15 protein-coding genes are annotated in these 16,023 nt (G+C 60.4%); 2 read left to right on the top strand and 13 right to left on the bottom strand.

Going from position 1 to position 16,023, the window contains the following annotated elements:
• Nucleotides 1-54: 54 nt before the first annotated feature.
• The gene (gene gloA / locus RG836_RS19680) at nucleotides 55-576 is read right to left on the bottom strand and encodes a lactoylglutathione lyase (protein WP_310848649.1); all 522 of its coding nucleotides are present in this window, start codon (nucleotides 574-576) and stop codon (nucleotides 55-57) included.
• Nucleotides 577-795: 219 nt separating this feature from the next.
• Here gloA and RG836_RS19675 point away from each other — a divergent pair, with 219 nt between their 5' ends.
• Nucleotides 796-1,239 carry a DUF4946 domain-containing protein gene (locus RG836_RS19675; protein ID WP_310848693.1) on the top strand — a complete coding sequence of 148 codons (444 nt, stop codon included), beginning with the start codon at nucleotides 796-798 and terminating at the stop codon, nucleotides 1,237-1,239.
• A gap of 196 nt (nucleotides 1,240-1,435) precedes the next feature.
• Here the strand turns inward: RG836_RS19675 and RG836_RS19670 are convergent, their stop codons facing one another.
• Together RG836_RS19670 and RG836_RS19665 are read right to left on the bottom strand one after the other, a co-directional pair.
• A complete protein-coding gene (locus tag RG836_RS19670; RefSeq protein ID WP_310848648.1) occupies nucleotides 1,436-1,801 on the bottom strand; it encodes a histone-like nucleoid-structuring protein, MvaT/MvaU family in 366 nt (121 codons plus the stop codon).
• A 229-nt stretch (nucleotides 1,802-2,030) separates the two neighbouring features.
• Nucleotides 2,031-3,569: an EAL domain-containing protein gene (locus RG836_RS19665; RefSeq protein WP_310848647.1), complete on the bottom strand. Its 1,539-nt coding sequence runs from the start codon at nucleotides 3,567-3,569 to the stop codon at nucleotides 2,031-2,033.
• 407 nt (nucleotides 3,570-3,976) lie between these two features.
• On the opposite strand from RG836_RS19665, the gene hppD reads away from it, so the two are divergent.
• Nucleotides 3,977-5,053 (top strand): 4-hydroxyphenylpyruvate dioxygenase, encoded by a 1,077-nt coding sequence (hppD, locus tag RG836_RS19660; RefSeq protein WP_310848645.1) that lies wholly within the window; start codon nucleotides 3,977-3,979, stop codon nucleotides 5,051-5,053.
• 126 nt (nucleotides 5,054-5,179) lie between these two features.
• On the opposite strand, the gene rarD is transcribed toward hppD, so the two are convergent.
• The 10 genes from rarD to glgX form a co-directional block, all read right to left on the bottom strand.
• Nucleotides 5,180-6,061, bottom strand: coding sequence for an EamA family transporter RarD (gene rarD / locus RG836_RS19655; RefSeq protein ID WP_310848643.1), 882 nt, complete (start codon nucleotides 6,059-6,061; stop codon nucleotides 5,180-5,182).
• Nucleotides 6,062-6,280: 219 nt separating this feature from the next.
• Nucleotides 6,281-7,294, bottom strand: a complete 1,014-nt coding sequence (locus RG836_RS19650; protein WP_310848641.1) for an aldo/keto reductase — start codon at nucleotides 7,292-7,294, stop codon at nucleotides 6,281-6,283.
• A gap of 260 nt (nucleotides 7,295-7,554) precedes the next feature.
• The gene (locus RG836_RS19645) at nucleotides 7,555-8,622 is read right to left on the bottom strand and encodes an autotransporter outer membrane beta-barrel domain-containing protein (protein ID WP_310848639.1); all 1,068 of its coding nucleotides are present in this window, start codon (nucleotides 8,620-8,622) and stop codon (nucleotides 7,555-7,557) included.
• A 384-nt stretch (nucleotides 8,623-9,006) separates the two neighbouring features.
• Nucleotides 9,007-9,807 (bottom strand): endonuclease/exonuclease/phosphatase family protein, encoded by an 801-nt coding sequence (locus RG836_RS19640; RefSeq protein ID WP_310848638.1) that lies wholly within the window; start codon nucleotides 9,805-9,807, stop codon nucleotides 9,007-9,009.
• A gap of 79 nt (nucleotides 9,808-9,886) precedes the next feature.
• Nucleotides 9,887-10,645 carry a PIG-L deacetylase family protein gene (locus RG836_RS19635; RefSeq protein ID WP_310848636.1) on the bottom strand — a complete coding sequence of 253 codons (759 nt, stop codon included), beginning with the start codon at nucleotides 10,643-10,645 and terminating at the stop codon, nucleotides 9,887-9,889.
• 176 nt (nucleotides 10,646-10,821) lie between these two features.
• Nucleotides 10,822-11,481: a glycosyltransferase family 2 protein gene (locus RG836_RS19630; RefSeq protein WP_310848634.1), complete on the bottom strand. Its 660-nt coding sequence runs from the start codon at nucleotides 11,479-11,481 to the stop codon at nucleotides 10,822-10,824.
• A complete protein-coding gene (locus RG836_RS19625) occupies nucleotides 11,478-12,101 on the bottom strand; it encodes a class I SAM-dependent methyltransferase (protein WP_310848632.1) in 624 nt (207 codons plus the stop codon). Before RG836_RS19625 ends, RG836_RS19630 begins: the two co-directional genes overlap by 4 nt.
• Nucleotides 12,098-12,856 (bottom strand): PIG-L deacetylase family protein, encoded by a 759-nt coding sequence (locus tag RG836_RS19620; protein WP_310848630.1) that lies wholly within the window; start codon nucleotides 12,854-12,856, stop codon nucleotides 12,098-12,100. Before RG836_RS19620 ends, RG836_RS19625 begins: the two co-directional genes overlap by 4 nt.
• Entirely contained in the window at nucleotides 12,853-13,854 is a 1,002-nt protein-coding gene (locus RG836_RS19615; protein WP_310848628.1) for an acyl-CoA dehydrogenase family protein, read from the bottom strand. The genes RG836_RS19620 and RG836_RS19615 overlap by 4 nt, the downstream gene beginning before the upstream one ends.
• A gap of 1 nt (nucleotide 13,855) precedes the next feature.
• The gene (gene glgX / locus RG836_RS19610) at nucleotides 13,856-16,015 is read right to left on the bottom strand and encodes a glycogen debranching protein GlgX (protein WP_310848626.1); all 2,160 of its coding nucleotides are present in this window, start codon (nucleotides 16,013-16,015) and stop codon (nucleotides 13,856-13,858) included.
• Nucleotides 16,016-16,023 lie beyond the last annotated feature (8 nt).

The raw sequence follows: 16,023 nt of genomic DNA, 5'->3' as shown, positions 1-16,023 counted from the left end.
CGATCATGGGGTTTTTTGTTGTCCTGAGTTTGTGGTTTTGTAATCAGGAGCGTTCTACAGCGGCGCTGGCTGAATGATTTCAACCCAGTACCCATCCGGATCCTTGATAAACGCCAGGCTCTTCATGCGGCCGTCGTTCAGGCGCTTCTGGAAATCGCAGCCCAGGGCTTCGAAACGCTCACACGCGGCGCGGATGTCCGGCACGGAAATGCAGATGTGGCCGAAACCGCGCGGGTCGGTGTTGCCGTTGTGGTAGGCGAAATCCGCGTCGTTCTCGGTGCCGTGGTTGTGGGTCAGTTCCAGAATGCCCGGGATCGATTTCATCCATTCGGTACGCGCGGTGGCATCGGCTGGAATCTGCGCTTTATCCACCAGCGCCAGGAAGTACAAGCTGAACTCGGCTTCCGGAAAGTCGCGTTTTTCCACCAGCGAGAAGCCGAGGATGCGCGTGTAGAAGTCCAGGGATTTGCTGATGTCCTTGACCCGCAGCATGGTGTGGTTGAACACGAAGCCGTGGGTGGACGCGTCAGGTTGGGCGGTGACGCCTGGGAATGTCTCGAGATCGTGCAGGCTCATGGGCCCTCCGGAATAAAGTGGGGCTGATGCAGGCCGTCCATGATACGCAAGGGGGGCGGCTACGCCAAACCCGTGTGTCTGCGGACTTGCCTGACGGCAAAGGGGGGCTCAGACTCGCGGCCATCTGGATAAAGAGCGTGTGGAACAATGATTCAACCTTCGTTGTTTGTTGTAGGGCTGATGTTGGCGGCGGTCGGTGCGCAAGCCGCTGAGCCGGTCATGACCTGGCCAGAGGGCTGGGTCAGCGAAGAGGTTTCAGCGCAAGCGCAAAATGCAGCGGTTCACCGTCAGCGTGCAGTTAAGAACGATGCGGAGGGCAACCCGCTGGTAGTCATGGAACTGACGATGACTACGGTGGAAAGCGGTCATCAAGTCAACTTGCAGGGCGTGTTGCTGGAGATGCGTAAATCCGTGCAGAAGGACTTCGCGCAAAGCGGTTATCAAAGCGTGTGCAACCGGATTCACCCGGCGAGCCTAAGTCGACTGACGGCCGTGGAGACTACCTGCACTATTACCGAGAACGGCCGCCATGTGCTGTCGCAAACTTTGGTGGCGGCGGTGGATGGTGACAAGGCGTATGTTCTTTCCTACGCCGGACAAGCGCAGGCTTATAAGGAAAGCGAGGCGGAAATATCGGCGGCGCGTAACAGCTTGAAACTTTAGCACCGAGCATTTTGTGAAGGCGGCCACGCTGCTAAAAAGCCCAAAGGCATTAAGCCTAAAGTTAGGCTCGGCGGATTAACCGGTTCGCAATTACCGCACATTTTCAACTAATTTGGTGAAATCCGTTGCAACAATAAAAACGCAGACATAAAAAAGCCCTGCATTAGCAGGGCTATCGTGATGCGGCGCTATGAGTTTAACCGCGCAACCAGGAATCCACTGTGGCGGCACCGTATTCTTCCTTCCAGGCTTTCAAGCCACGGTGGTTGCCACCTTTTGTTTCGATCAGTTCGCCGGTGTGCGGGTTCTGGTAAACCTTGACCACCCGAGCGCGACGAGTCTTAGGCGCAGAGGCTTGTTGTAGACCGGATTTCGAAGGATTCGGATCGAGAATGGCGATGATGTCGCGCAAGCCTTTGCCGTAGGTTTTCATCAGCCCCTGGAGCTTCTCTTCGAATTCGATTTCTTTCTTGAGGCCGGCATCGTTCTTCAGCGATTCCAGCTGCGCGAGCTGTTCTTGAAGGGCCTTTTCAGCGGCACGAAATTCAGCGAGTCTGGACAATATCTTTACTCCAATAATGTATTTGGCTGATACCAACCGCAAACAAAGCTATAAGCCAAGAGCCTTGAAGCGACTCGGTGAGAATGACTCACCTGCCGGTTTTGCACAGGCATGAAAAATTGTAGTAGTTAATTTGCAAAGAGTAAATCCTGACTTTTTCTTCATGTAACAAACTGTCTGTCTTTGATTCATGTTGGTGCGGCGTCAATTTTTTATGCCAAAAAAGTGGCTATTTAATGGCGGCTAATGCATTCATGAACTCTAGCGCCGGCATGGGGCGGGCAAACAGATATCCTTGCAGAAAGTTAACGCCGTGCGCCGTCAGGTAATCACTTTGTCCGGTTGTTTCCACCCCTTCGGCAACGGTCCGCAAGTCGAGCTTGGCCGCCAGTTCGATAATGCTGTCCAGTAGATGCCCGGACAATGTATCGATGCCGATCATCGCGACAAAACTCTGGTCGATCTTGAGAAAATCCACATTGAACTGGCGCAAGTAGCCCAGGCTTGAATGGCCCGTGCCGAAGTCATCGATCGCAATCATTACGCCGAGCCCATGGAGCTGTTCGAATAACTGTCGGGTGACTTGCGTCGGCTCGATCAACTCCCGCTCAGTCAACTCCAGCACCAGGGACACCGAGCCGGGTTTGAATGCGTCGAGAAATTCGCGGCAGTCAGCCACCAGCGCCAGATCGTGGCAATGGCTGGCGGTGATGTTGATGCCGATGTGGAAGGGCTGCGTGAAGGACGCGGAGAGCGGCGCCAACAGGGCGGCAGTTTGCTGCATTAGCGAGCGAGTCATCGGCACGATCAGCCCGGAGTGCTCGGCGAACGGAATAAACAGATCAGGTCGTACCAGTCCTTCTTTGGGATGATTCCAGCGCATCAGCACTTCGGCACCGGCCCAGCTTTTGCTAGCGCCGTGAATGACGGGCTGGAAGTAGGGGATGAATTCACCGGCTTCCAGCGCCCGCTGCATTTCAACGCTGGGGGACGAAGCGCGTTTTTGCAGGAAATGCCCCAGGGCACTGGCGATGGCACCGAAGAACACCAGCAGACTAAACAGTGGCGGGTATTCATCGGCCATGTAGCGCCAGGTTTCGCCCGTCGGGTAGCCTGACTCGACCACAAAACGGTAGCGTTGGGATGTCAGGCGAGTGGGCGCCACCGGCAAGTGCGGCGGCTCGCCGGCATGCACCTTGCCATCCGCCGAGAGCCAGTGATCGCCGACTCTCAGCGCGAGCAAAGTTTCGCGTCCGATCAAGCGCAACATATTGCTCAGGTGGTAGCCGTCCAGGGTGGTCAGCGCGCCGAGCCGGCCTTCACTGAGCCGGTACACCAACAGCGCGGTGTCAGGTGTGACCGGATTGCCATTCATCAGCCATAACTGGCCGCCGGCGTAGTCACCGGGGTTGACCGCTTCGCGATAGTCGCCAAATAAGGAACTGCAATAAAGGTTGTTGTCCCATACCAGATTGGTTGAGCGCACGAAGGGCCGGCGCGTGACTTGCTCGCGCAGCGCCAGTTGCACTTCGCTGCAGCGCCGGCCGGACAACGGCAGCAATTCTCTGGCGGCAGCGGCAGTACTGTCGAGCATCAGCTCGAATTGCTTCAAGGCTTCAGCGGCCGTTTGCCGACTGCTTTGCTGCAGCGCCCGTTGCGCTTGCATATGCAGAATGGCGAGGCCCAGCAGGATCGGCAGCAGGCCACAGATGACAGTCAGGATGATGCGGATGTTGCGTGAGCGTCGCGGTTTGACAGTCAAGGGCATAAGCGCAGCCTGTTGCAGAGACGGAAATCCCAGAACTGCGCCAATCACAAGCGCAGCCGGGAGCGGGTGAGAGCAGGATAGATGGCTAGAGGCATCTGTTGGGGATTTCCGTTGCAACAAATCTCTTGCACGGCACTCGCAAAAGGCGATCTGATACAGGAAGCGGACAAACCGATTTACGCTGTGTAGAATCGATTTACGCATACAAGAATAAATGTCTTCTGGCGACAGAAGCCTTGCCCGCAAGAGCCTTGGTTCGACAATGAAGAGTTTCGGTTTCCAGCTGATTTACGGTGACTTCCTCGCCCGCAGCGTGCGCGGCATCTCCTGCGCGCCTCCCGCCAGCCTCTGCGATGCCTGATAACTAACGATCCGTTAATTCTTAGCAGCATGATGAGGCGCCAACCATGGCAGATTTATACGAAAACCCGATGGGCCTGATGGGCTTCGAGTTCATCGAATTCGCATCGCCGACCGCCAATACCCTGGAGCCGATCTTCGAGATCATGGGCTTCACCAAGGTCGCGACCCACCGCTCGAAGAACGTCCACCTGTATCGCCAGGGCGCGATTAACCTGATCCTCAACAACGAACCACACAGTGTCGCGTCGTACTTCGCCGCCGAGCACGGTCCATCGGTGTGCGGCATGGCGTTCCGGGTCAAGGATTCGCAACAGGCCTACAAGCGTGCACTGGAGCTCGGCGCTCAGCCTATCCACATCGAAACCGGGCCGATGGAGCTGAACCTGCCGGCGATCAAAGGCATTGGCGGCGCGCCGCTGTACCTGATCGACCGTTTCGGCGAAGGCAGTTCGATCTACGACATCGATTTCGTGTTTCTCGATGGCGTTGATCGCCACCCGGTCGGGGCTGGCCTGAAGATCATCGATCACCTGACCCACAACGTGTATCGCGGTCGCATGGCCTACTGGGCAAACTTCTACGAGAAGCTGTTCAACTTCCGCGAAATCCGCTACTTCGATATCAAGGGCGAGTACACCGGCCTGACCTCGAAAGCGATGACCGCGCCGGACGGTTTGATCAAGATCCCGCTCAATGAAGAGTCGTCCAAGGGTGCCGGGCAGATCGAAGAGTTCCTGATGCAGTTCAACGGCGAAGGCATCCAGCACGTGGCGTTCCTCACCGACAACCTGGTGGACACCTGGGATTGCCTGAAAAAAATCGGCATGCGCTTCATGACCGCACCGCCGGACACGTACTACGAAATGCTCGAAGGCCGCTTGCCGAATCACGGCGAGCCGGTGGATGAACTGCAATCGCGGGGGATTCTGTTGGACGGCTCGTCCGAGTCGGGCGACAAGCGCCTGCTGCTGCAGATCTTCTCGGAAACCCTGATGGGCCCGGTGTTTTTCGAATTCATCCAGCGCAAGGGCGACGATGGCTTCGGCGAGGGCAACTTCAAGGCGTTGTTTGAATCGATCGAGCGTGATCAGGTGCGGCGTGGTGTGTTGACCGCCGACTGACGTCCCCGCTGTGAAACACCTGTGGGAGCGAGCCTGCTCGCGAAGAGTCCTTCAGCTTCAACGACTACGTTGACTGAACGATTGCCTTCGCGAGCAGGCTCGCTCCCACATTCGGTCAGGCGATAGCTAAGGCTTGCGCTGCCGCACCAAGTGCTTGAAGCCCTCATACACCAGCACCACCACCGCCAGCCAGATCGGAATGTACGTCAACCATTCCCCGGCCTTGATACTTTCCCCAAGAATCAGCGCCACGCCCAGCAGCAGCACCGGTTCGACATAACTCAACAAGCCAAACAGGCTGAACGGCAGCAAGCGACTGGCGATGATGTACACCACAAGCGCCGAGGCACTGATCAGTCCGAGCAGCGGGATCAACAGCGACAACCACGGGTGTTGATCGAATACGCCGAAGCCCTGCGCGCCGCTTTGCACGAACCACGCAGCCACCGGCAGCATCAACGTCATGTCCAGCCACAAGCCGCCGAGGTTATCGGCCTGAATGCGTTTGCGCAGGATGAAGTAAACCGGATAACCCAAGGTCACCAGCAGGGTTGCCCAGGAGAAACTGCCCACTTGATACAACTCGTTGAGCACCCCCAGGCTCGCGAGGAAGACCGCGACTTTCTGCAGATACGACAGGCGTTCGCCGTAAACGATGCGGCCGGTCAGTACCATGGTCAGCGGCAGCAGGAAATACCCCAGCGAAACGTCCAGGCTGTGGCCATTGAGCGGCGCCCACATAAACAGCCAGAGTTGCACCCCCAGTAGTGCGGAGGAGGCGAGCAGGCCGGCGATCAGGATCGGCTCGGCGCGTAACCGGCGCACGATTTCCACGGCGCGTTTCCACTCGCCCGACACCAGCATGAACACGGTCATGCAGGGCACGGTCAGGAGCATGCGCCAGCCGTAGATTTCCACGCCGCTCAAGGGCTCGAGCAGCGACGTGTAGTAATACATGACGGCAAACAGCACCGAGGCTGAAACCGAAAGAGCGATACCTTTAACCACACTGTTCTCGCGTGATGTGATGAACCTCAGGGCTGCGGAGGATACGTGGTTTTTGTGCTGAATATTGGCCGCGTGATCAGGATTTTTGACGTTTCCATCGTCAGTGTGAGCGAGCCTGCTCGCGAAAGCGGTCTGTCAGCCACTGATGCGGTGATTGACTGGCCGCCTTCGCGAGCAGGCTCGCTCCCACCAGGCTCGCTCCCAAAAAGGGATGGCGATTCAGCTGGAACGCAATTTCCGTCCCGAAACGAAATGGCTCACATCATTGAACCCCGGTGTCGAGGAGTGCCCCGGCGTCACCAGCGAATCGATGAAGGCTTCGTCTTCAGCGGTGATCTTCACGGTCTGCGCTTTGGTGTAGGCGTCCCACTGTTGTTCGGTGCGCGGGCCGACGATGGCCGAAGTGACGGCGGCGTTGTTGATCACCCAGGCGATGGCGAATTCGACAATGCCGACGCCGCGACCCTGGGTGTATTCCTGGATCTGCTGGGCAATGCGCAGCGATTCCACGCGCCATTCGGTTTCCAGGATGCGTTTGTCCTGGCGCCCGGCGCGGCTGTTGGCGTCCGGGGTCACGTCCGGCGCGTATTTGCCGCTGAGCACGCCGCGGGCCAGCGGGCTGTAAGGCACCACGCCGAGGCCGTAGGTTTGCGCGGCGGTGATTTGCTCGGTCTCAGCCTGGCGGTTGACGATGTTGTACAGCGGCTGACTGATCACCGGACGGTCGACGCCCAGGTGATCTGCGATCCGAATCACCTCGGCGATGCGCCAGCCGCGGTAGTTCGACAGGCCCCAGTAGCGAATCTTGCCTTGGCGAATCAAGTCGCCGATGGCGGAAATCGTCACCTCCAGCGGCGTGTTGTGGTCTTCGCGGTGCAGGTAATAAATGTCGAGGTAATCGGTGCCCAGGCGCGTCAGGCTGGCGTCGATGCCGTTGAACAGGTGCTTGCGGCTCAAACCGCTGCGGTTCGGCACGCCGTCCACCGGGCCGAAGCCGACCTTGGTTGCCAGTACCCACTCCTGACGGCGGCTGGCGATCGCTTCGCCGACGATTTCTTCCGAACGACCGTTGGTGTAGACGTCGGCGGTGTCGATGAAATTGATGCCCTGGTCCCATGCCTTGTCGATGATCCGCAGGGATTCTTCGGTGCTGGTCTGTTCGCCGAACATCATGGTGCCCAGTGTCAGGCTCGACACCTGTAATCCTGAATGGCCGAGGGTGCGGTAGCTCATGATCGAAATCCTTTTGTCAGTGAGGGAATAGGCTTCAATCAAATACCAGAACCCTTGCCGGGAGCAACCGGAATTCAGCGCCCTGATTCATCTGCTCGAGTCCTGTTGTGAGCCGTCCGCAATAACAACAAACACCACAATCCCTGTGGGAGCTGCGGTGCGACGGTTCGACTTGCCAGCGATGGCGTCCATCCAGCCACCCCTTCAGCAGCTGAACTAGCGCTTTTGCGTGCAGGGTCGCTCCCACAGTTCTTGTGCCGCTACCAGCGCATCCTGACCCCCAAACTGCCGATCAAGCCGTTCAAGTCGTTGTCATCCACGTCACTGCTGTAATCGGCGCTGACATACAAACTTACCGTTGAGGACATCTGCGCCACCAGCCCCAAGCCCAGTTCCACGGTGGATGACTTGCGGCTGCTGCTGATTTTGTCGACCTGGTCCAGCGTTACGGTGTTGGCGCTGGAGACGGTGTGCCAGAGGTTGGTTCTCACATAGGGTTCGACGCCCAGGCCGTTGAGGTCGTAACTGCCTTTCAAACGCGCGCCCACGCGGCCGCTCCAAGAGCTGAGGTTGCTGGAAGTGGCGATGCCCGAGCCGGCGTTCGGCGCGTCGAGGGTGATGCGTTGGTTGATCAATTGCGCCTGGGGTTCGACCACCCAGTTATCGCTGATGCCGATCGGGAAACCGCCTTCGACCGACAAGGTCACCGCGTTGCCTTCAGCCGCTTGGCGCACGCCATGATCGTTGCGGCTGATGCCGTTGACCCGGCCACCGCTGGCGGTCAGGTCGACATGCCAGCCTTCGGCACCAACCAGGCTCCAGTAGGCCCCGAGGCTCGGGCCTTGCAGATTAAGGCTGTCGTGGCGCGGATCGGCCAGTGGCCGCGAGGTCGGGAGGCCGCTGCTGTTGGCCTGAACGTGTGTATAGCCGCCCATCAGCCCCAGATGCTGAGTTGCACCGCCGGCGATGGGCAGGCTGAGCAGCGGCGGGCCTTTGAATTCGCGACCTATCGCTTGCCCGACATAGGGGGTGAGGAAGTCGGTTTCGGCCTGCCGCGAAGGCTGTCCATAAATCCGGTCCCAGGCAAACGGCGCGGCCTCGGCGATGGTCAGTGGCGGGTTGTCAAAGCCCGGCACCCGGGCAAAGTAACCGCCGTAGGCCATGTCGGGGGTGGGCAGGGTGAAGGCAGGGACGTTCTCTCGGTACCAGGGCAGTGTCTCATCGTCCGCAGACTGCGCTCGGACTTCCATGGACGAGCACAACAACAGTGAGCTCGAAACGGTGCACAGGGTGAACGTGATCTCGTGGTGGGTGCGTGGCGTTTTCATGGAGGTCTACCTTGCAATCGCATGCCGGTTCTCGATATGGCGTCTCTCCTACCCCGAATGAGGGGCGACCGAACGGATTGAGGCAAAACCATGGGCAGCCGGCTGACGCGGGCGTTTCCGAGGCTTTGTCCCATAGTTACTTCCGGGGGTAGTAAGGTTGAGATAAGGCGAGCGCAGGCGGCGCGTCAAGAAAACGTCCGATAAGCGGTGCGACAAATTTCACGCGCAAAAGTGCCTGATATTTGACGAATCCCTAAGTGATTGTTTATCTGCAAAAAGCCGCGAAAACACCGGGCTAGAGACGTTGCGTAGCCAACTACCCACCGATTGGCACCACGGTTGCCGGTCACCGCGCGCCGACCAGCGTGTCACCGTAATCGGATACTAAAGGTGCACTTCCACCGCCAACGGCAAATGATCAGACAAATGCGTCCATGGCTTGTTGCCGAGGATTCGCGGATCGTGGCTGCTGGCGTTGCGCAAGTAAATGCGGTCCAGGCGCAGCAGCGGGAAGCGCGCCGGGTAGGTTTTGGCCGGGCGACCGTGATGGCGTTCGAAGGCTTCGTGCAGATCATCGCGCAGGGCGAGGGCGGCGTTGCCTTGCAGTTGCCAGTCATTGAAATCCCCAGCGACGATCACAGGGTCTTTGGCGGGCAGGGATTCGAGCAACTGACAGAGCAGCTGCAATTGCAGTTGGCGATGGCTTTCCAGCAGGCTCAAGTGCACGCAAATCGCATGCACCGTCGCGTGCCCCGGTACATCCAGTTCGCAATGCAGCAAGCCGCGCCGCTCGGGACCGGTAATCGATACGTCGAGGTTGCGGTACTGGCGGATCGGGTATTTCGATAACAGCGCGTTGCCGTGATGACCGTCCGGGTACACGGCGTTGCGGCCGTAGGCGAAATCACTCCACATGCTGTCGGCGAGGAACTCGTATTGCGAGGTTTGCGGCCAATTGTTCAGTCGTGAGGCATGCCGGTCGTGTTCCCCGAGCACCTCTTGCAAAAACACCAGGTCCGCCGAGGTGCTGCGCACCGCCTCGCGTAATTCCGGGAGGATGAACCGCCGATTGAGGGCGGTGAAGCCCTTGTGGGTGTTGACCGTCAGGATTTTCAATCGGTGGATCGCCGGGGGTGGATCCACCGGTTCGATCTGGACGGCTTGCCGCTTGGGATCGCTGGTCACGTTCACTCCGCTGCGTCAGGGGTCTTTCCCATGCGACTGATTCGGCTGTCGCCAGTTCCTGCCACGCGACCGCCGAGCGTCACAGGAACACGACTTCAAAGGGCTGGCCCATGCGGTCCAGAATCACCCGGGGCAACAACGGGGCGATGCCGATTTCCGGCTCGCCATTCAATTGGCTGGCGTAGCTGTGCATGGCGTGGCGCTTGCGGGCGGTGGTCCAGGTGTCGAGGCGTAGCTTGTGGGCGCGGTGCCAGGGAATTCGGTCTTGCTCGCGCACCGGCCAGTGCCAGGCCCAGATCGGCACTTCGACAAACCGCGCGCCAACCATCAACGCCGCTTTGGCACTGGCGCGACCGGCGGCGTCATGGTCGGCGGTGCCGTCCTCGCGCCATGTACTGAACAGCACATCGCCGGCCTTGAGGTAGCGCGCAATGAAATGCACCAAGTGATGTTCGCGTTCGCTCAGGCTGTTATCGGCGAACCCGGCGCGCACCCACTTCAGGCTGTGCATTGGCAACCCGAGGCGGCGCAGGGCTTCGACGCTTTCCTGGGGTCGAAACACGCTGAGGCGTTCCTGTGACCATTGATGCGAGCCGGGATGACTGGAGCTGCCATCGGTGATCGACAGCAACTGCAGTGGATGCCCGAGGGCGCACAGTTGTTGCAGCAAGCCGCCGGCAATCCCGACTTCGTCGCCCGGGTGCGGCGCGACGATTACCGCGCGCGCGCCGGCCGGTACCAGGTCTTCGCTGTCGATGAGGGGGAGAGTGTCGAGATGGCGGGCGCTGTTCCAAATCTGGGGATGCTGGCCGCTGAACATCGCAGAGGGAGTGGTCATGGGTGCTACGTCCTTGTGATTCGCGCCTTCATTGCCGAGTCGATGTCGAGGACATTCAGTGGCAATCCGTGAAGGCAAATGGATAGCTTGGTTCGCGGTGCTCCAAACCCTGGATTACCGCCGAAAGAGTATTGACCAAAGTCGCCGATTCGTCGCGCCACTGGTCGTGGTTTTTTTCAGCCGACTTGCGCCAGATTCCGTAGGAAATCGCCGAAACCGCCTTGGGCTCGGCTGTCCAGCCGCGAGCTGGTCACGACTTGCGGGCGATGGCTCCAGGCAATGGTCGCGCCGCAGCGCTCCAGTTGCCGCACCAGTTGCACATCTTCGTCGCAGGCCAACGCTTCGAAGCCGCCGGCGCGCTCATAGGCTTCGGCACTCACCCCCAGGTTGGCGCCGTGGATGTGCCGGTGACCGTCGGCGGCGGTGTAGCCTTGGTGATAACGAATCTGCACGCTTTCATCCAGTGCTGCGTCCCAATCGCGGACAGTCACGGTGCCGCACACCGCATCGGTGCCCAGCTCGAGTTGCGCCACCAGCCAGTCTTCGGCCACGCAGCTGTCGGCGTCGGAACAGGAAATCCACCGCGCGCCGCGCTCCAGCAAGTGTCGGGCGCCAATGGCGCGGGCCTGGCCGACATTACGCGCGTCGATCGCCAGGCTCTGTACCGGGTACTGCGCGACGATTTGCGCCGACCGATCGGTGCAACTGTCAAGGACCACCAGGATTTCCACGCTTTCGCCGGCCAGCATTTCATGGCTGGCAGCGCGCAGGGCCGCTTGCAGGCATTCGTCGAGCAGGGATTCTTCATTATGTGCCGGGATCAGAATACCGATCATCGCAGGCCCTCCAAAGTGGCCACCGAGCGCGAGTCGCGGCCCCAGAGGTCAAGCATGAAATCAGCGTCGCGGTACTGCAGCAGACGCGGCAAGTGCAGGTGTTCATCGAGCAACTCGTGGACCTGCTCGGCGCTTTGTGGGCAGTTCTCGATAGGCGGGCGCCAGTGACAGGCCAGCAACTGGCCGTCCGGCGCGAGGGATTGCCGTGCATCGGCGATCAGGTGCAGCCAATCAGCGCGATTGAGGTAGTAGCCCAGTTCGCTGAGGACGATCAGGTCGAAGCAGTCTTCGGGCCAGTCACCGGGTAAGCGGCTCTGGTGCACCTCGGCGTGGACAAAACCCTGCAACCGCGCCTGGGCCAGGCTCACGGCGGCACTCGCGGCGTCGCTGCAGACCAGGCGATCGCAACGGGTAGCGAGTTCAGCGCTCAATTCGCCATTGGCGCAACCGGGTTCGTAAATCGCCCGGTAATGAGGCCGAGGCAGGGCGGCCAGGGTCATCGCGCGTTTGCGTTGTTCGTACCAACGTTGGCGAAACGCCCAGGGGTCGGCGTTGGCCTGGAACAGTTGATCAAAGTAACGGGTGTCGACGCTGGTCGCGGGCATGCCATCCTTGGTCATAGAAAAACCACCTCAAAGGGTTGCAGTAAACGGTCAAGCACATAGGGCGCCAACACGGGCGGCAGGCCAATCTGCGGATCGCCTTCCAACTGGCTGGCGAACGCGTGCACGGCATGCCGTTTGCGCGCGATCAATGCCGGTGCAAGGGGGATTTTCCGCGCCCGCTGCCACGGCACCAAGCTGTCTTCCGGCGAGGCCCAGTGCCAGGTCCACACCGGTAATTCGTGAAAGGTCGCCCCAACCCGGCGTGCCGCTTCGGCGCTGGCCCGGCCAACCGCTTCGTGATCGCAATGACCGTCCTCCCGCCAGGTGCTGAACAGCACGTCGTCGGGGCGGATGTGCCGCTGGATAAACGCCACCAGTTCACTTTCCCGCGCTGCGACTTGGCCATCGGAAAAACCACCGCGCAGCCATTTCAGCCGATGCACCGGCAAGCCCAGGCGGCGCAGGGCTTCGGCAGATTCCTGAGGGCGTATCACGCTGAGTTTTTCCACTGGCCAGCGCTCGGAACCTGGGTGGCTGGCACTGCCGTCGGTGACGGAAATCAATTGCAGGGAGCGTCCGGCGGCCGCCAGCAATTGCAGCAAACCGCCGCAACCGAGCACTTCGTCATCGGGATGCGGGGCGATGATTACCGCGCGCGAGCCCGGCGGAACCAGGGAGAGAATGTCGATTTCCGGCAACTGCGCCAAATGCTGCGAGCCTTGCCACAGGCGCAGTGGGGTGCCCTGGCCAACGATCGGATTGGGTTTCATAGATGCCAGGTTCCGCTGGGAGGCGTCGCGACCAGTTGGCCGAGGCCGGCGAGGTCACGTTCGGCATGGCTTTGGCGCAGAAATACCGGCAGATCGGCGATCAATTGCGCGAATTGTCGGTCCTTGCAGTAAGGCCCGGCGCCAAGGGCATGGCCAACGTGTTCGATCACTCGCTCCGCGCTGTGCTCGACCACTGCCCGCACCCGTCGCGCCAACAATTCCGCCGAGCCGTGTGGCGCCGCATCAATGGTCCGCGCGCTGGCGCACAACACCTGAGTCGCCCCGTGCAACGCGCTGTCGACCGCCCCGAGATGCGCCAGGGCGTGAGGCTCCGGACGTTGCTCGCAGTGCAGGCGCAGGCGATCCGCCAGGCAACGCGCCGCGCCGTACCAACACGCAGCGATGCCGATCCCGCCTTGCCAGAAACCTGGCCGTGACAGATAAGCGCCGGGCTCACCAATTGCAATGCCTTGGGCCTCTTCGAACAACACTTCAACACTGCCGGTAGCGCCCATGCCCACAGCGCACCAGCCCTGATCGGTCACATGAACGCCCGGCTGATGCAGATCAACGGCCACCAACTGCTGTTCGCCGTTTTCATTCCAGGCCGTGAGCAAACCATGGCTCAGCACCGCCGCGCCGGAACACCAGGCTTTTCGCCCGCTGATCGTGCAGTTCGAACCTTGGCCTCGGACTTCAACTCTGGCCTGCGGTGGTTCAGCCGCCCACATGCCCCAACTGCTGCCCGGCGCGACGGCTGGGCCGTCGAGCTGGGCGATGATCGACAAGGCATCGGTATGCCCTTCGTACAACTTGCACAGACGCAGATCGTGCGCGCCAACCGCAGCCAGGCCGCGCCAGCGCTCCAGGGTCTGGCCGCTGCCGGGCAGCGGCAAACGGTCCAGACCCTGCTCGATCAGTGCGCGCAGGCAGCGCCCCAGCGCCGGAGTGTCGGGATACTCCGGTGGCTGGGCGCGGAAGAACGCATCGAGGTCCATGTCACTCTTCATCCTCGTGCTGCAGTTCGAACAGCAGCAGCGAACGGCCGGTCACCGAATACTCGTGCTCGAACTCGAAGCGTTCCTGGCCGCGAATCGCCGGCTGATTGGTATCCAGCATGCAGGTCCAGAACCCGCCGTCCGGCACTGGCGGCAAGCGGAAGTTGACGATGTCATGGTGCGCGTTGACCACCAGCAGCACCGTGGCATCGGCGCCCTTACGGCGGATGCCGGTTTCCTGCGCGCGGCCGTCGAGCAGCATGCCGAGGCAGCGATTGTTGGCGTCGTGCCAATGTTCGCTGGTCATTTCGGTGCCATCCGGGGCCAACCAAGTGACGTCCTTGACACCAATGTCCTCGTTGTAATTGCCGACCAGGAAGCGGTTGCGTCGCAGGATCGGATACGCCAGGCGCAGCTTGATCAGGCGTTTGACAAATTTCAGCAGCGCCTTGCCGTCTTCGCTCAGGTCCCAGTTGACCCAACCGATATCACTGTCCTGGCAGTAGGCGTTGTTGTTGCCGTCCTGGGTGCGGGCAAACTCGTCACCCGCCAGCAGCATCGGCGTGCCTTGCGACAGCAGCAGGGTGGCGAAGAAGTTGCGCATCTGGCGCAGGCGCAGTTCGTTGATTTCCGGGTCGTCGGTCGGGCCTTCGACGCCATGGTTCCACGACAGGTTGTTGTTGCTGCCGTCCTGGTTGTTCTCGTCGTTGGCCTCATTGTGCTTGTCGTTGTACGACACCAGGTCCTTGAGGGTGAACCCGTCATGCGCCGTGATGAAGTTGACCGAGGAATAAGGACGCCGGCCACGCTGGTTGAACATCTGTCCCGACGCGGTCAGGCGGCTGGCGAAATCCGCCAGTTGACCGTCGTCGCCTTTCCAGAAAGCACGCACGGTGTCGCGGTACTTGTCGTTCCACTCAACCCAACCCGGCGGGAAGCCGCCGACCTGATAGCCGCCGGGGCCGCAATCCCAAGGTTCGGCAATCATCTTCACCTGGCGTAGCACCGGATCCTGGCGGCAGGCCACGAGGAAGCTGTGGCGCTCGTCGAAACCGTCGTGGTAGCGCCCAAGGATGGTCGCCAGGTCGAAGCGGAACCCGTCGACGTGCATTTCCGTGGCCCAATAGCGCAACGAATCCGTCACCATTTGCAGCACGCAAGGGTGACTCAGGTCGAGGGTGTTGCCCGTGCCGGAATCGTTGATGTAGTAACGCTTGTCGTCGGGCATCAGCCGGTAGTACGAGGCGTTGTCGATACCACGCATGGACAGGGTCGGACCCTGCTCGTTGCCTTCGGCGGTGTGGTTGTAGACCACGTCGAGGATCACTTCGAGGTTGGCGTCGTGCAGGTGCGCGACCATTTCCTTGAACTCGGCGATCTTGCCGCTGGCCAGGTAGCGCGGGTCCGGGGCAAAGAACGCGATGCTGTTGTAGCCCCAGTAGTTGGTCATGCCTTTTTGCAGCAAGTGTTGGTCGTTGACGAAGGCGTGGATCGGCAGCAATTCCACCGACGATACACCCAGGTTACGGATGTGCTTGAGCACGTCGTCGACCATCAGCCCGGCGAAAGTACCGCGCACGTTCTCCGGCACAGCGGGGTGACGCATGCTGATGCCGCGCACATGGGTTTCGTAAATGATGGTCTTGTCCCACGGCACGCTGACGCGTTGGTCGTGGCCCCAGGTGTGCGCCGGGTCAATGACTTTGCTTTTCGGCACGAACGGCGCGCTGTCGCGCTCATCGAAGCTGAGGTCGGCGTCCGGATGGCCGATGGTGTAGCCGAACAGCGCTTCCGACCATTTCAGTTCGCCCACCAGTTGCTTGGCGTAGGGGTCGATCAACAGCTTGTTGTGGTTGAAGCGATGGCCGTTTTCCGGGTCATAGGGACCATACACGCGGTAGCCGTAAATCAGCCCAGGGTGGGCGTCGGGCAAGTAACCGTGGTAGATCTCGTCGGTGTATTCCGGCAGCTCGATACGTTCGAGTTCCACTTCGCCGGCATCGTCGAAAATGCACAGCTCGACTTTGGTGGCGTTGGCCGAAAACAGAGCGAAGTTGACCCCCAGGCCATCCCAGGTCGCGCCGAGCGGGAAGGGCAGGCCTTCACGGATTCGCGACGGTTCCACATGGGATTCGGGCGCGTCTTTCTTTGTACGGGTCATAAGTGCTC

Origin of the sequence: Pseudomonas rhizozeae, assembly GCF_031583775.1 — a bacterium.
Classification (GTDB): domain Bacteria; phylum Pseudomonadota; class Gammaproteobacteria; order Pseudomonadales; family Pseudomonadaceae; genus Aquipseudomonas.
Note: the sequence above shows the minus strand (reverse complement) of the source record. Positions and strands in the feature narration are given on the sequence as shown.

Coding starts and splice junctions, on each gene's coding strand:
- gloA (WP_310848649.1), bottom strand. CDS start 576: ATGAGCCTGCACGATCTCGAGACATTCCCAGGCGTCACCGCCCAACCT.
- RG836_RS19675 (WP_310848693.1), top strand. CDS start 796: ATGACCTGGCCAGAGGGCTGGGTCAGCGAAGAGGTTTCAGCGCAAGCG.
- RG836_RS19665 (WP_310848647.1), bottom strand. CDS start 3,569: ATGCCCTTGACTGTCAAACCGCGACGCTCACGCAACATCCGCATCATC.
- hppD (WP_310848645.1), top strand. CDS start 3,977: ATGGCAGATTTATACGAAAACCCGATGGGCCTGATGGGCTTCGAGTTC.
- RG836_RS19650 (WP_310848641.1), bottom strand. CDS start 7,294: ATGAGCTACCGCACCCTCGGCCATTCAGGATTACAGGTGTCGAGCCTG.
- RG836_RS19645 (WP_310848639.1), bottom strand. CDS start 8,622: ATGAAAACGCCACGCACCCACCACGAGATCACGTTCACCCTGTGCACC.
- RG836_RS19635 (WP_310848636.1), bottom strand. CDS start 10,645: ATGACCACTCCCTCTGCGATGTTCAGCGGCCAGCATCCCCAGATTTGG.
- RG836_RS19630 (WP_310848634.1), bottom strand. CDS start 11,481: ATGATCGGTATTCTGATCCCGGCACATAATGAAGAATCCCTGCTCGAC.
- RG836_RS19625 (WP_310848632.1), bottom strand. CDS start 12,101: ATGACCAAGGATGGCATGCCCGCGACCAGCGTCGACACCCGTTACTTT.
- RG836_RS19620 (WP_310848630.1), bottom strand. CDS start 12,856: ATGAAACCCAATCCGATCGTTGGCCAGGGCACCCCACTGCGCCTGTGG.
- RG836_RS19615 (WP_310848628.1), bottom strand. CDS start 13,854: ATGGACCTCGATGCGTTCTTCCGCGCCCAGCCACCGGAGTATCCCGAC.
- glgX (WP_310848626.1), bottom strand. CDS start 16,015: ATGACCCGTACAAAGAAAGACGCGCCCGAATCCCATGTGGAACCGTCG.